This is a genomic window from Marinomonas sp. IMCC 4694, assembly GCF_008122525.1.
Lineage (GTDB): Bacteria > Pseudomonadota > Gammaproteobacteria > Pseudomonadales > Marinomonadaceae > Marinomonas.
Genome location: NZ_VSRV01000001.1, coordinates 968,500 through 982,977, shown reverse-complemented (window position 1 = coordinate 982,977; position 14,478 = coordinate 968,500). Strand labels below are relative to the sequence as shown.

The following is a 14,478-nucleotide window of genomic DNA, read 5'->3' as shown; positions in this document are numbered from 1 at the left end:
CCTAGCGTTCAATTTCTGGTTCACCATTGCTTCCTCCATTGCTCTCCAGCCCAGACCATTTAAACCAGCTCGTTGACGATATAAAATCGTGGGCGATCGAGTTCGGTTTTGCCGAAGCGCGTATTGTCGAGCCCGATCTTGCTCAGTACAAAAACGAGTTTAACGACTGGCTGGATAACGAATACCATGCTGGCATGGACTATCTAACCAATCACGGTGACATGCGCTTTTATCCTGAGCAACTTCACCCCGGCACTCGTCGCGTCATTTCCCTTCGAATGCAGTATTTACCCCAATCGGTCGCCACCGTTGAAAGACTAAAAACCAAAGACAAAGCCTATATTGCGCGGTATGCGTTGGGTAGAGATTATCACAAACTCATCCGTAAGCGCTTAACCCAATTAGCGCAGAAAATAGAACAGCACGTCGGCGATCATGGTTATCGCGCTTTCGTCGACAGCGCCCCCATTTTAGAAAGGCAAATTGCCGAACAAGCCGGTATGGGGTGGATTGGCAAAAACACGCTGCTTCTCACGCCCAAAGCCGGCAGCTGGTTTTTACTAGGGGAAATTTTCACAAATTTGCCATTACCAGTCGACCCGCCGACGACAACACGACATTGCGGCAGCTGTACTGCCTGCTTAACTCAATGCCCCACTGACGCTTTTGTTCAACCTTGGGTGCTCGATGCGAGTAAGTGTATTTCCTACTTGACCATTGAACACAAAGGGCCTATCCCGGTTGAATTGCGTGGAAAAATGGGCAATCGTATTTTTGGTTGCGACGACTGCCAGCTAGTATGCCCATGGACAAAATTTGCCAAATACACCGAAGAAGATGACTTCCAACCAAGACACAATTTGGATTCAGCCGATTTAGTTGAACTGTTCGAATGGGATGAACCCACTTTTTTAAAGAATACAGAAGGTTCCCCTATCCGACGTACAGGATTTGAAAATTGGCAACGAAACCTTGCCGTTGCCCTCGGTAATGCGCCGACTAACCCACTAACGGTTCAAACGCTACAAAATGCCCTCCCAAAAGCGTCTGATCTAGTGAAAGAACACATTAAATGGGCTTTAGATCAGCACGATCTGCCCCGCTAAATCGCTTTATGAGAAAAACGCAGCAGGCCTTCTTGTGCCGTTGATGCCACTAACGCCCCTTGTTGATTAAAAATCTGCCCTCGGACAAAACCACGACCGGCACTAGCAGACGGTGAATCTGCGACAAACAGCAGCCACTCGTCCAGCCTAAAAGGACGATGAAACCAAATGGCATGATCAAGGCTGGCAACGGTAAGATAAGGGCTACCGATTGAGATGCCGTGTGGCATTAACGCGGTTTGTATAAAGCCGTAATCGGTTGTGTAAGCTAGCATAGACTGGTGAACCAAGGCATCATCAGGCAAAGACGTGACACTTCGAATCCACATATGGCGCTTCGCGATGCCTGGTCGAGGTCGAAAGGGGTTTTGATTTTCCACAATGCGATACTCAATCGGCCGATCGGCCACGAACAAGTCACGAACCTTCTCAGGGATTTCACTTGAATGCGCTCTATAGAGAGACAATTCAGACTGAAACGATTCAGGGCCAGGGACATTTGGCATCGCATCTTGGTGCTCTAAACCCTCTTCCGTAACATGAAATGAGACGGTCATGGCCAAAATGCTTTTTCCAAACTGCGAGGCGATAACACGACGTACACTAAAACTGCTCCCATCTCGGACAATTTCTACATTGTATTCTATAGGTTGAGACGAATCGCCCGGGCGCAAAAAATAGCAATGCAATGAATGAGGAAACCGATCTTCGACGGTCTGCGTGGCAGCGCTTAAACCTTGACCAATCACCTGACCGCCAAACAGCTTTGGAAATCCAATATCCTGGCTTCGACCCATAAATTGCGTCTTTGATACACGCTCTAACGTCAATAACTCAATCAGGTTATTCACAACAGATCTCATCACAACACTCCTTTTCGACTAAGTATTCACCTATTATGCCGCCTTTTAATAACAGGTTTTAGCAGTAATGCTGAATAAATACAGAATCTCATCGCAAATCTTTTCTACTGCTTTGCTTAATAGGCATTTTTTTGCTTTTATGTAGCCCTACGTTACGAGGTATTGTTGTTTGGCTACGCCCGCTTTAATCGATCCATTTGGTCGGAAAATTGATTATTTACGCATTTCAGTCACAGATCGATGTGACTTTCGTTGCACCTATTGCATGGATGAAAATGTCACCTTTTTAGCGCGAGAGCAGATTTTGTCGCTGGAAGAAATTGTCTACGTCGCCAAAACCTTCATATCCATGGGCACCAAACGCATTCGCATTACCGGCGGCGAACCCCTAGTACGTAAAAACATTCTATGGGCGATTGAACAAATCGCTAACACAACAGGGTTAGAAGAACTCACCATCACCACCAACGGCTCGCAACTTTATAAAATGGCGCAAAGCCTCCTTGATGCTGGCGTGTCACGCATCAATATCAGCTTAGACACTCTTAAAGCCGAGCGTTTTCATAGATTGACCCGACGAGACAAATTCCAGCAAGTCATCGAAGGGATTGATGCGGTAAGCCAACTCCCTTTTAAGCGTCTGAAAATCAACAGCGTCATGCTCAAACAACACAATGACGATGAACTGTTTGATCTCGCCAACTTTGCCCTAGAACGAAAAATGGACATCAGTTTCATTGAAGAGATGCCATTGGGCATGATTACCGATCACGACCGCGCTGCGACGTATTTCTCCAGCGATGACGTAATAGAAACACTCAGCCAACACTATGACTTAACCCCAAGTAATATGACCACCAGCGGTCCAACAAACTATTATCAGGTCGCAGGCTATGATCATAAAATTGGGGTTATATCTCCGCACAGTCACAATTTTTGCGACGCCTGTAATCGCGTACGACTCACAGTAGAAGGTCGCTTATTGCTGTGTTTGGGCAACGAGCATTCAAAGGATTTAAAAACCACCATTCGTCAACGCACAGGCGATGCCGCCAATGACGTAGCGCAATTGGAATCCGCCATTATTGAGGCGCTGGCACTGAAACCTCATAAACATCACTTTACTCTCGATGACGCCCCGCAAATTTTACGCTTTATGAGCGCAACCGGAGGCTAAACAAGGAATTCCATGGCTAAAATACAAACCCCTTTTCGACCTTTAAACATTAGCGTTCTTACGGTTTCAGACACCCGCTCACTCGCTGAAGACACCTCCGGCGACGCCTTAATTGAATTATTGACGCATGCCGGCCACAATTTATCAGAACGAAAACTTGTCAAAGATGACGTTTACCAAATGCGCGCGGCCGTGTCTCATTGGATCGCCAGCGACGCCACCAACGTTGTTTTGATCACAGGCGGCACCGGTTTTTATTCACGAGACAGCACACCAGAAGCGATGATCCCCTTGTTCGACAAAAACATTGAAGGCTTTGGAGAGCTATTTCGTCATATCTCCTATCTTGAAATTGGCACCTCCACTATCCAATCTCGCGCCATTGCAGGGTTAGCCAATCAGACATTGATTTTTTGTTTACCTGGCTCTACGGGGGCTTGCAAAACCGCTTGGAACGGCATTTTAAAAGAACAACTAGATGCCTCTCATCGCCCTTGTAATTTCGTCAGCTTACTCATCGGCCCTTATGTTCCTTCTGATGTTAAGGCGTAACTCATATGTCGACACTACTGGCATTTGAAGATGCCCTGAAAAACATTGAGCACAGCGCTGACGTTCGTGTGACTAAACTCACCCTCCCCTTACAAGATGCTTTAGGACGAATTTTGGCACAAGATGTGGTGGCTGAGATGGCGGTGCCGCCACACGATAACAGTGCCATGGACGGTTACGCCTTAGCGTTTAGTGATTGGCAGGAAGGTAAGGTCTTCGCCGTTAGCCAGCGCATTGCGGCGGGACAAGCCCCCACGCCACTCGAAGCAGGGACCTGTGCGCGCATTTTCACCGGTGCGAACATACCAAATGGTGCAGATACTGTGGTCATGCAAGAAAACGCTCAAATCATTGATAACTCGTTAGTTTTTAATGCCCCAAAACAAGGTGACAATGTCCGACCGCAAGGTCAGGACATGCAAATAGGTCAGACAGTATTACCATCAGGCACTACTATCACAGCGATCCATGTGGGTCTACTCTCTAGCCTTGGCTTAACGCAGGTCTGTGTGTACCAACGATTACGTGTCGGCATATTAACAACTGGAGACGAATTAGTCCTTGCGGGGACGCCGCTGCAAAACGGTCAAATTTACAACTCAAATGGGCCCATGCTCTGCGCTCTAGTCACCCAAGCGGGACACGAAATCAGTCATTGCTTACACGCCATGGATACACCTGAAGCCACTGAGGCAGCCTTAAATACATTGATCGCCAGCTCCGATGTTATTATCTCGTCGGGTGGCGTATCGGTTGGTGAAGAGGATCACGTAAAGCAGGTACTAGAAACGCTGGGGGCGGTGCATTTATGGAAAATCGCTATCAAGCCCGGAAAACCTTTGGTTCATGCCACGCTGAATGGTACCCCCTTTTTAGGTTTACCCGGTAACCCAAGTTCTACCTTGGTCACTTTCCATTGGTTCGCTCGATTGCTCTTGTCAGTTTGCTCTGGGGCAAACACACATCATCCACAAGGTTACTTGGTTGGCGTCGGATTTGAGCGAAAAAAAACCATTCAAAGAGATGAGTTTTTAAGAGTTACTATTAGTAAAGACGGCCTAGCTTACGCTCATGTTCAACAAAGTTCTGGTGCTTTGTTAGCGGCCTGCGAGAGCCAAGGTTACTTACACATTAAAGCCAATACACCCATAGAAATGAGCCAAAGATATTCATTTTTTCCCTTTAGTGCATTTTAATATGCAAGCGATTTATGCTTGACGCATCGATTAAACCGATGCGTCAAGGAAGGCTTGTTTCAATAAGCCTCTAAACCAAAGGTGCGCTGCGTCATGCTGAAAACGCTCATGCCAAATCATTGAATAATCAAATTCACGGGTAGCAAAAGGTAACTCATGAACGGCGATTTCCGGAACCGTTCCCGCCATGTCCTCAGCAAATAGCCTCGGCACGGTCAGCAATAAATCGCTTTCCATCACCACGCGAGCCGCAGGCACAAAATTAGGCAAGTGAACTGAAACATGACGCTTATGCCCCATTTTGTCGAGCTCACGATCCACCGCAAAATACTCTCTACGCCCCAGCACCACCTGCACATGGCACGCGGCTAAATAGTTCTCCAGTGTGAGCGTTTGCTCGATACTAGAATGGCCTTTACGAGCCAAGCACACCATACGATCACTTTTCAAACGTAACGCTCTGATACCCGGAGGCGGCTCTTTAGACAACACCGCAACGGCGACATCAATCGCAGAATGATCTAGCTCAGCCACCATCTCTTCGTTCCACGATTTTACGTCTAAAATGGCATTCGGAGCGGCCTGACGAAACTGATCTAATATTTTGGGCAACACCGTTAACGTACCAAAGTCTGTTGTCGAAAGAATAAATCGACGCTGACTACTTCGGGGAATAAATTCGGTGGGCTGGATTAAGCTCTCTAGTCCTTTCAACGTATCAGATAACATAGAAGACAGGCTTTGCGTTTTCGCGGTTGCAGACAATCCATGAGAGGTTCGAATAAACAAGGGGTCATCAAACACATCTCGCAAACGTGACAAGGAACGACTGACCGCAGGCTGAGACACATTCAAGCGCGTTGCAGCCTTCGTTACATTTAATTCTTCGATGAGAACTTGAAAAATATACAGCAAATTCAAATCAATATCGGACAGTTTGATCTCTGACAAAACAACACCTCTATAGAGCTTGTTATCGTTATAACAAAGGATCATAACAAGCTTTTAATGGTCGCCCTAATTATTATGTAATCCGATAAGCAAGAGACCAGTCTAGGCCGTTAATTAAGCGCTCCATCCCAGAAAACAGACTAAAACACCACACTAAAAGGCGGCAATGTCTGTCGAGCTCATACCCAACAAATACAGAATACCTTCTAATCCAAGGTTGTTCATCGGACACGGCGCCCGCTCTCTAACCAATGGCTTAGCGTGCAAAGCGACGCCTAAGGCGGCGTGGTTCAGCATTAATAAATCGTTCGCACCATCACCACATGCAATCGTTTGTGACCAAGCCACATGTTGCTGCTCAACAATGCGTGTCAGTAGCCATTTTTTACGCTCGCCATCCACAATATCACCTAGATACTTGCCCGTAAGCACATTATTCTTAATCTCTAGCACATTGGCATGCACTTCAGTCATGCCATAGGCGGCCTGTACTTTGTCTGCAAAATAAGTAAAGCCGCCTGATAAAATCGCTGTATGCCAACCATAATGATGCAATACGGACATCAGTGTTGCGATACCTTCCATAGGCTGAATACGCTGGTATACGCCCTCCATCACGTCGCTGCTGAGCCCATTAAGCAAAGCCAAACGCTGCTGAAAGCTCTCAACAAAATCGATCTCGCCACGCATGGCACTTGCCGTGACCGCTGCGACTTGCTCACCAATACCGGCTTCAACCGCTAACTCGTCCATCACTTCCGCTTTGATCAGAGTAGAATCCATATCAAACACGGCCACACCTGGCGTCTTTATATCCAGCTGAGTCGACTGATAAATATGGTCAATACCCGTATCATTGGATAACACCAACAATTCGGTACGGATTACCGCTTCATCGCAAGCAACGTCATTGAGTGTGATTTGTGCAACCGACACTTGATTGGCATTGTGAGATAACCACTGATTTTTTCCGGACAAACGGTGTTTGTGCATCCAGGTGATAAATTGATCCAGGTATTCGGGACTCAACGCCCCTATAAGAGTAATACTGGCCGACATAAAAGCTCCTAATTCGATAATGCGCCTACTATAGCAAATCGTTTTCTTTTCGCTAAGCACCTGTTCTACTTTAAAGAATTCAGAAAACGGCCGTTATATTATAGGTACTTAATTTTTTGTTCTTGCTGTAACTGTAATTCCAAAGGAAATGAATGGACACCCAATCAAAAATGAAGGCTCTTTCATTGTTTATACGCCATAAACTCAGCGCCTCTTCGGTCACTATGCTGACATTTCTCTCATTAATGATACTAACCGTCTGTATCTTTTGGTACACGATGACTCATGCCCTAGGAAGTTACCTTTCACAGCAAACAGAGGTATTAGGCAGTAGTTTGGCAACACAAGCGGCTTTTAATGCAACACAGTCTATTCTTAATAATGATCTATTAAGCCTCAATGTATTGCTAAATCGACTCGTGGTTGATGACAATATCTTAAGCGCTCGCGTCTACAACAAAAAAGATGAATTGCTTGCCGAAGCAGACAGTAGTCACTCCGGCATGCAGTCTGAGCAAGACTTCCGCCCCAGCGATGTTCGCAGCGTTTACAGTTCGAGTATAAAATTTCGCGATGAAGTCGTCGGTCATGTATTAATTACATTGGACAAAACACCGGCTCAAGCCACACTTCAACACCTTAATAATTTACTCATTGGGGTTGCTATTTTTCTTTTAACCATTGCGTTATTACTGATTAATATCATCACAAAATGGCTATTCTTGCCCATTAACGACGCTTCGTCAGCACTGATTGAATTCAGCAAGGGCCGCCATTTAAGTACGCTACCAACACCGGCCTACCGAGAAATGCACACGCTGTTCGATGCGGTACACGTCGTACAATCGCAAACGCAGCCGAAAGAAATTGAGAAAGCAAACGCCGAAATCAGAGATGAAAACCTGACGCATCTGTCGAAACCTCAATTTGAAATCAACTTTGAGGCTATCTTTGAAGAATCCAAACAACGCAGTTGTGTTCTGTATTTTGATATTCGTAATTTAGACGAATGGCACAACGACATGACACCACTGCAAGTGTCTAACTTATTAACCCCCATTTATCGCGCAATTTTTCAGGCCAGTGAGCTGTATTTGGGGCAGGTTCATCAGTATAAAAAAGATTCTGTGATCGTTTTATTCGGTGCAAAAACATGCGAAGACAACCTTTACATCAATGCCGTCAGTACCGCCCAGCTCTTTTTAGGCTTGGTTGAGACACTGCTTAAAAATGATCTCTATGTTGACATCCCAGTGCTTAATTTCCATTTAGGCCTTCATCAGGGCAATGCACAGGTTGCACAGATGCTCTCAGAGAACAATTTTAAGGCCGATCAAATTGAAACCCTATTGAAAGACATTCATTGCTTAAGCCGGTCCCATAGCATGAATAAATTAGTGATTAGTGATGAGATTTTCACCTTGTCACACATTCAAAATCGTGTTTTCACCGGTCTGCCAGAAATAATCGAGGACGAAGAGCATCATGAAATCCTCGCTTATGAGGTAAAAGGCATGTCAGAGAAATACAACCAGCAAATACACAAGCAGATCACCAGCATTGTCGGATCAGAATAAACCACAAAAACATGGACAAGGTTTAATGGCTCATTTTTAACAAAAAAATACCCACAATAATCAGAGTGGGTAGTTTAATCGCACTTTACTGGAAGAGATCCGTTATATTCAATAGATGAGTGCCATATCGTTCACAGCGGACTCGTCATCATCGCTCATCAAATTGAATAACATCGTCTAGACATAAACCTTCTTTATCCATAATTAAACGCATCTTGCGCAGTGCTTCCACCTGAATTTGACGAACACGCTCACGCGTCAAACCAATCTCAGCACCAACACGCTCTAGGGTACTGGCTTCGTGACCACGCAACCCAAAACGGCGTATAATTACGTCTCGTTGCTTTTCACTCAAGTCGTCCAGCCACAGCTCTATATTTTGCAGAACGTCGCCATCCTGACGATCAGCTTCCGGCCCCTGATGAAGGCTGTCCGCCAATACTTCAACCAAACTTTTATCGTTGTTTTCACCGCCAAATGTGGCATCTATCGAGCTGACTCTTTCATTAAGACCGAGCATTTTTTGCACATCTTTTAAAGGGCAATCCAGCATATCGGCAATTTCTTCTGCACTGGGTTCATGGTCTAATCTATGAGCAAGCTCACGGGCTGCCCGCAAATATATATTTAATTCTTTTACCACATGAATGGGTAAACGTATGGTACGCGTTTGGTTCATAATGGCACGTTCAATGGTTTGTCGTATCCACCACGTTGCGTAAGTTGAAAAACGAAACCCTCGCTCAGGGTCAAACTTTTCAACCGCCCGAATCAAACCCAAATTGCCTTCTTCAATTAAATCAAGCAATGAAAGGCCACGATTCAAATAACGACGAGAAATTTTAACGACTAAGCGCAAATTACTTTCTATCATGCGCTTACGCGCTTTCTCGTCGCCTTTTAACGAAAGTCGAGAAAAATACACCTCTTCTTCGGCGCTCAATAACGGAGAAAAACCAATTTCACTTAGATAAAGCTGAGTCACATCAAGGTGACGATTTTTCTCTGGTTCGGCATACCGAGCCATCACGGCAGACTCAAACTCCTCATCGGTCGATGCCTCATCACTTGGTAAATCCTCAAGCGTATCAAGTTCAAAATCGTCCTTTTTTGCCTTTTCTCTCAAGGCATGGACGGCTTCATTGTCCGTGTTTGCTAACTTCATGTCCCCTCCTTACAAACGTGTAGTACGTTTATTTGATTTTGGGTAAAACATCTAGCGGATCAATTGGTTGCCCATCACGTCGCACCTCAAAGTGCAGTAATGGCCTTTCTTCTCCCTTACCACCAATTACAGCAAGCGAATCGCCCATTCTTACATTTTGTTGTTCTTTAACTAAAATCCTTTCGTTGTACGCATACGCACTTAAATACACGTCATTGTGCTTAACAATCACTAAATTTCCATAGCCAATAAGGCCACTTCCCGCGTAGACAACCGTTCCATCAGCCGCCGCCTTTACCAATTCACCTTGCGGCGCTTTTATGTCTATACCTTTACTACTTACACCGGCATTTGAAAAGCCCCTAGTCACCGTACCATTAACTGGCCACGACCATCCACTGGCTATTTTCTCGTCTTTCACGTCGCTTTTAGCTATTTTTTTAGCTTCTTTTGTCGTAGCAATGGGTTTTGGTGGCACGATTTTCATGGGTATTTCTGTTGCAGCTCTAGCCGACGCAGACGCCGGTGTGCTCGTATTATTAGCCACTTTCACGGGGGGATTACCCGTAACATCAAGACGAATTTTTTGTTTAGGGTAGATAACATAGGGGGAATCAATACGATTTGCTTGGGCTAACTCGCGATAGTCTAATCCATATCTAAAAGCGATAGAAAACAAGGTTTCGCCGCTTTCAACGCGATGAATTCCAGACGCGGGTACGGAGGAAACACTGGCATTATTGGACGCATAAGTACGATTGTTTTTTGCTGAATAATGAAGTACCTCATAAGAGCACCCAGACAACAGAAAGCACAAAACGACCAGCCCGCTGACAGCACGAGTTAGCACTAATAAAGGAAACATTCCACGAGCGCAGAAAAAAATAAGGTGTTACCTCAACATACGATTTAATTCAACGGGCATTATTTGTATTATTTTGTAAAAATGCGTAAGAAATAAGGAAAACACTCATGAAACCCATACAAACAAATACAAGTGGTAACAAAAAGTCCGTAGGCCAATAATAATCAACAAACTGCCATGGCAACACTAAATGCTCCTGCATTGCTATTTTTTTATCACCAATAACGCTCCACGTTTCGGTCACCTTCCAAGGCCATACTTTTACCAATGCTCCTAACATTACCCCAGTGAGCAATGATAACGTCATCGAGCGTACGTGATGCAATAAGTAATTGAGCAACTTAGAGAAACTGAGCAAGCCTATTAAAGCTCCCATAGAAAAAACAGCTATAATAAGAATATCTGCGCTCTTAACCGCCGACAAAATAAACCCATACATTCCCATCATCAGCAATAAAAAGCTGCCCGAAATACCTGGCAAAATCATCGCGCAAATAGCCACCATGCCAGAGCAAAACACCATTAATAAAGACGTATCTAACTGAGTGGGGACCAACAAAGAGACGCCAGCACCGAACGCAACCCCGACGACTAACATGCCCAAATGACGCACTGAAAAACCGTGTATTTGATGAATGAGAAAATACGCCGAAGCCAAAATAAGACCAAAAAAGACACTCCATAGATATAAGGGATAAACTGCCAATAAATGCGTAATTAGCCCTGCGATGGTCACAATACTGGTAACAACACCTGCCCCCAAAGGCAATAAAAGAGCCCCATCAAAGTGACGCCATAGTGATTTAAAATCGCCGCGTAACAACATACGCAGGCTGGCTTGATTGACACCACTCAAGGCAGTAATGAGACGATCGTACACGCCTAAAATAAAGGCAATAGTTCCCCCAGAAACACCCGGCACCACATCAGCGGCGCCCATTAAAACACCGCTTAAATATATTTTTAGCCAGCTAGGCATGTTCAATTCCTTCTAATAAGGGGACAAAATTCGCAGGTTCTGTGCCTAGACACTTCCATCGATCGCCTTCTTTACGCCAGCAGCCAATCTGCGGACTCGGTTGATCAATCGGCATAATCAAAATACCTTGTGGCTTTAAGCACTCGGTCAAAGCGAGGGGGATTTTACTCGCCATCGCCGTAATAATCACAGCGTCCATTTCTATTTTCTGAGGCCAACCCGCTTGCCCATCACCAAATAAGCACTCCACATTGTTTACCCCCATCGAAGCGAGGCGGTTTTTCGCTTGTAAATACAAAGGACGATGACGCTCTATAGTGTGCACTTTATTAAAAAAATGCGCCAAAATCCTTGTTTGATAACCGGATCCCGTTCCTACTTCTAAAACACGACCGAGCCTTGCATAAGACAGCAGCCATTGCGTCATTCTTGCCACGGTTAAAGGCTGACTGATGGTTTGGTTTCGCCCAATAGGAAGAGAGGTGGCAGAATACGCCAAGTGAGAAAAAGCCGATTCGACAAATTCATGGCGTGGTATGGTCGCCATCAAAGTAAGCAATGCCTCATGTGAAATACCTTGCTCTCTCAGTTGATTCACCATTTTAGATGCTTTCGGCTCAGTGTGTGTCACGAGCCCATTCAGAGTATGGTTCATAAGAGGAGTGTACTCGTCCATCGATCAAGGGGAGAGGCCGCCTCATAGCATGTCATGTCAGAATGAATCGGCGTAATAGAAACATAACCGTCTTTGATCGCGCAAAAGTCCGTTCCTTCAGAAACATCATGAGGCTCAGATAAAGCGCCCACCCAAAAGCTCGGTATGCCCTTAGGGTGTTGGGCTGGCATAGGCGCTTGCGCCTTGTGTCGATAGCCTAGCCGTGTCACCTGGATGCCTTTAATTTGCTCGTAGGGCACATCAGGTACATTGACGTTCAATACAATGCCTGCTGGCAGCGTAAGATAAGAGGTGTTTTTTAGCAATCGAACCATAACTTGAGCCGCTGTGTCGAAATGTTCCCCTCCCACCAAAGACACAGCAAAAGCAGGACGGCCAAGATGTCGTGCTTCCATGGCCGCGGCAACGGTGCCGGAATAAATCACATCGTCACCTAAATTGGCGCCATGATTAATGCCCGATACCACGATATCCACCTCACCATCAACCATCCCAGATAAAGCTAAATGAACACAATCTGTCGGCGTACCGTCCACTCTGTATCGATTTTCTGCCACTTTGATCGGCTGCAATGGACGAGTTAAAGTCAACGAATTGCTCGCCCCACTGCGATCGCGATCAGGGGCAACGACCAATACGTCGTATTCCTGGGCTAATCGTTGGGTAAGAACCTGTATACCGACAGCGTTCAGACCGTCGTCATTCGCGATCAGTACTCTCATTTGATTTCTCTGCTGACTTATCGGTGAAATCGATCATTTCGCGTAAAATACTGGTCGCAAAACACCCTTTTGTTAACGAGAACTCAACGATTAATTGTGCGTTCTCTTTATTGTCCGTTAGCAATTCCCACGCCATGTTCATGGGAACCAGACGCGCAAGACGACTATCACGAGAAAGATCAAACGCAATTAAGGCATCAACGATGTCCATACAGCCAGACAAAGACGCTTTAATGGCAGACTCACGCTGGGCGCCCGTCCCCGCTTCCCAACCGAGACTGATCAGCGGCAATACTGGGCTGATCTCACCATTTATTACATTAAGATGCATCAATGCACTCATCTCTTTAACGCGGAACTGTTCACTGTTGTGTTGAAATTGCGCAATGTCTCCATCACACAAACGCATCCACATGCCATTCTCCACCTGATCACTCAACGCTTCGTTGAAACACCAGGAACGAATCGCCGATAACCAAAAGGATTCTGTCTTTGATAACTTGCGGCGACTTTGCCGCCCTTTCAGCACCAGAGCCTTGCCGTTGTGCAAATTATTACCGTTTATGCCAAAACGCTGCGGACCGTAATAGTTGGGCACGCCGGCCTGCTTAATGAGGTTCAAACGGCCTTCCAACTCGTCTAGGTCTCCAGAGATATTCCGTAGACGAATAACAAAACGGTTTGCTAAATGTGTCCCTGTACGCAACTTTTTCGAATGGCGTAGTTGCGCCACCACTCTCACCGTTTCTGGCTCTCTAAACGCCTCTTGTATACTGGATAAATCCGGCTCTTTATTCAACACATGCAAACAAAACCACTGACGCGTACACGCATGGCGATCTTTCGCGCCACTGTACGTCACTTTATTGGCATCTATTCCCGCGACTTGAGCTAAACGCTTAGCAAGAAAATCGGTATTCACGCCCTGCTTTTCAATGAAAACAAAACAGAATTCACCTCGTCCATCTGGTTCAAAGCCAAGCTGCTCTTCTACGTAAAAATCTTGCGCATGGGTTTTAAGATCTCCCGTAACACTGGGTTTTGACCAGGCGTATTGCCAATCTGTGTTCATACAGCACCTTGATTTGCATCAGCTTGCTTTAAATAGGCGGGATTAAAAAGAAGCGCGACGGCTTCAACGGCAATCCCTTCTTTGCGGCCAGTGAAACCCAGCTTCTCGGTGGTCGTCGCTTTCACATTCACAGAATCGATATCGATAGCCAAATCTTCGGCGATATTCGCTCGCATTGCATCGATGTGAAGGCGCATTTTGGGAGACTCAGCAATAATAGTGACATCCACATTACCCACATGAAAACCAAGCACTTGAATTTCCTGATAAGCACGCTTCAATAAAAGGCGGCTATCAGCGCCTGCAAAAGCGACGTCGGTATCCGGAAAGTGTTTCCCTATGTCCCCTAACGCCGCCGCACCTAACAAGGCATCGGTCAATGCGTGCAGAGCCACGTCGCCATCGGAATGGGCAATCAATCCATGTGAGTGAGGAATAGACACTCCTCCTATTATTACGTGATCACCTTCGCCAAATTTATGAACATCAAAACCATGACCAATGCGAAACGGCATCAT

The 14,478-nt window shown here is 45.7% G+C and carries 15 protein-coding genes; 5 read left to right on the top strand and 10 right to left on the bottom strand.

What is annotated here, in order from left to right; all coding sequences use genetic code 11:
• Positions 1-26 precede the first annotated feature (26 nt).
• Positions 27-1,106 carry a tRNA epoxyqueuosine(34) reductase QueG gene (gene queG / locus FXV75_RS04515; RefSeq protein WP_148831386.1) on the top strand — a complete coding sequence of 360 codons (1,080 nt, stop codon included), beginning with the start codon at positions 27-29 and terminating at the stop codon, positions 1,104-1,106.
• Here the strand turns inward: queG and FXV75_RS04510 are convergent.
• On the bottom strand, positions 1,103-1,969 hold the full coding sequence (locus FXV75_RS04510; protein ID WP_148831385.1) for an acyl-CoA thioesterase: 867 nt from the start codon (positions 1,967-1,969) through the stop codon (positions 1,103-1,105). The two genes, queG and FXV75_RS04510, sit on opposite strands and share 4 nt — an antisense overlap.
• A 169-nt stretch (positions 1,970-2,138) precedes the next feature.
• Here FXV75_RS04510 and moaA point away from each other — a divergent pair, with 169 nt between their 5' ends.
• Genes moaA through glp form a run of 3 tightly spaced genes read left to right on the top strand, consistent with a single transcriptional unit; the run spans position 2,139 to position 4,894 of the window.
• Positions 2,139-3,146 (top strand): GTP 3',8-cyclase MoaA, encoded by a 1,008-nt coding sequence (moaA, locus tag FXV75_RS04505; protein WP_148831384.1) that lies wholly within the window; start codon positions 2,139-2,141, stop codon positions 3,144-3,146.
• Between the two features lie 12 nt (positions 3,147-3,158).
• Positions 3,159-3,698 carry a molybdenum cofactor biosynthesis protein B gene (gene moaB, locus FXV75_RS04500; RefSeq protein WP_148831383.1) on the top strand — a complete coding sequence of 180 codons (540 nt, stop codon included), beginning with the start codon at positions 3,159-3,161 and terminating at the stop codon, positions 3,696-3,698.
• 5 nt (positions 3,699-3,703) lie between these two features.
• Positions 3,704-4,894 carry a gephyrin-like molybdotransferase Glp gene (gene glp / locus FXV75_RS04495; RefSeq protein WP_148831382.1) on the top strand — a complete coding sequence of 397 codons (1,191 nt, stop codon included), beginning with the start codon at positions 3,704-3,706 and terminating at the stop codon, positions 4,892-4,894.
• Between the two features lie 30 nt (positions 4,895-4,924).
• On the opposite strand, the gene FXV75_RS04490 is transcribed toward glp, so the two are convergent.
• Both FXV75_RS04490 and serB read right to left on the bottom strand, forming a co-directional pair.
• The gene (locus FXV75_RS04490) at positions 4,925-5,845 is read right to left on the bottom strand and encodes a LysR family transcriptional regulator (RefSeq protein ID WP_262368460.1); all 921 of its coding nucleotides are present in this window, start codon (positions 5,843-5,845) and stop codon (positions 4,925-4,927) included.
• Positions 5,846-5,998: 153 nt separating this feature from the next.
• Positions 5,999-6,904: a phosphoserine phosphatase SerB gene (gene serB, locus FXV75_RS04485; protein WP_148831380.1), complete on the bottom strand. Its 906-nt coding sequence runs from the start codon at positions 6,902-6,904 to the stop codon at positions 5,999-6,001.
• 152 nt (positions 6,905-7,056) lie between these two features.
• On the opposite strand from serB, the gene FXV75_RS04480 reads away from it, so the two are divergent.
• Entirely contained in the window at positions 7,057-8,481 is a 1,425-nt protein-coding gene (locus FXV75_RS04480; protein WP_148831379.1) for an AhpA/YtjB family protein, read from the top strand.
• Between the two features lie 148 nt (positions 8,482-8,629).
• Here FXV75_RS04480 and rpoS read toward each other — a convergent pair whose 3' ends face one another.
• From rpoS to ispF, 7 genes are read right to left on the bottom strand one after another with little or no spacing between them, the layout of a single operon-like run.
• Positions 8,630-9,646, bottom strand: a complete 1,017-nt coding sequence (rpoS, locus tag FXV75_RS04475) for an RNA polymerase sigma factor RpoS (protein WP_148831378.1) — start codon at positions 9,644-9,646, stop codon at positions 8,630-8,632.
• Positions 9,647-9,674: 28 nt separating this feature from the next.
• Positions 9,675-10,511 (bottom strand): peptidoglycan DD-metalloendopeptidase family protein, encoded by an 837-nt coding sequence (locus tag FXV75_RS04470; protein ID WP_148831377.1) that lies wholly within the window; start codon positions 10,509-10,511, stop codon positions 9,675-9,677.
• A 49-nt stretch (positions 10,512-10,560) separates the two neighbouring features.
• Positions 10,561-11,490 carry a DUF368 domain-containing protein gene (locus FXV75_RS04465; protein WP_148831376.1) on the bottom strand — a complete coding sequence of 310 codons (930 nt, stop codon included), beginning with the start codon at positions 11,488-11,490 and terminating at the stop codon, positions 10,561-10,563.
• Positions 11,483-12,145 carry a protein-L-isoaspartate(D-aspartate) O-methyltransferase gene (locus FXV75_RS04460; protein ID WP_148831375.1) on the bottom strand — a complete coding sequence of 221 codons (663 nt, stop codon included), beginning with the start codon at positions 12,143-12,145 and terminating at the stop codon, positions 11,483-11,485. Before FXV75_RS04460 ends, FXV75_RS04465 begins: the two co-directional genes overlap by 8 nt.
• On the bottom strand, positions 12,142-12,888 hold the full coding sequence (gene surE / locus FXV75_RS04455; RefSeq protein ID WP_148831374.1) for a 5'/3'-nucleotidase SurE: 747 nt from the start codon (positions 12,886-12,888) through the stop codon (positions 12,142-12,144). Before surE ends, FXV75_RS04460 begins: the two co-directional genes overlap by 4 nt.
• Positions 12,866-13,960, bottom strand: a complete 1,095-nt coding sequence (truD, locus tag FXV75_RS04450; RefSeq protein ID WP_148831373.1) for a tRNA pseudouridine(13) synthase TruD — start codon at positions 13,958-13,960, stop codon at positions 12,866-12,868. Before truD ends, surE begins: the two co-directional genes overlap by 23 nt.
• On the bottom strand, positions 13,957-14,478 hold the full coding sequence (gene ispF / locus FXV75_RS04445) for a 2-C-methyl-D-erythritol 2,4-cyclodiphosphate synthase (RefSeq protein ID WP_148831372.1): 522 nt from the start codon (positions 14,476-14,478) through the stop codon (positions 13,957-13,959). Before ispF ends, truD begins: the two co-directional genes overlap by 4 nt.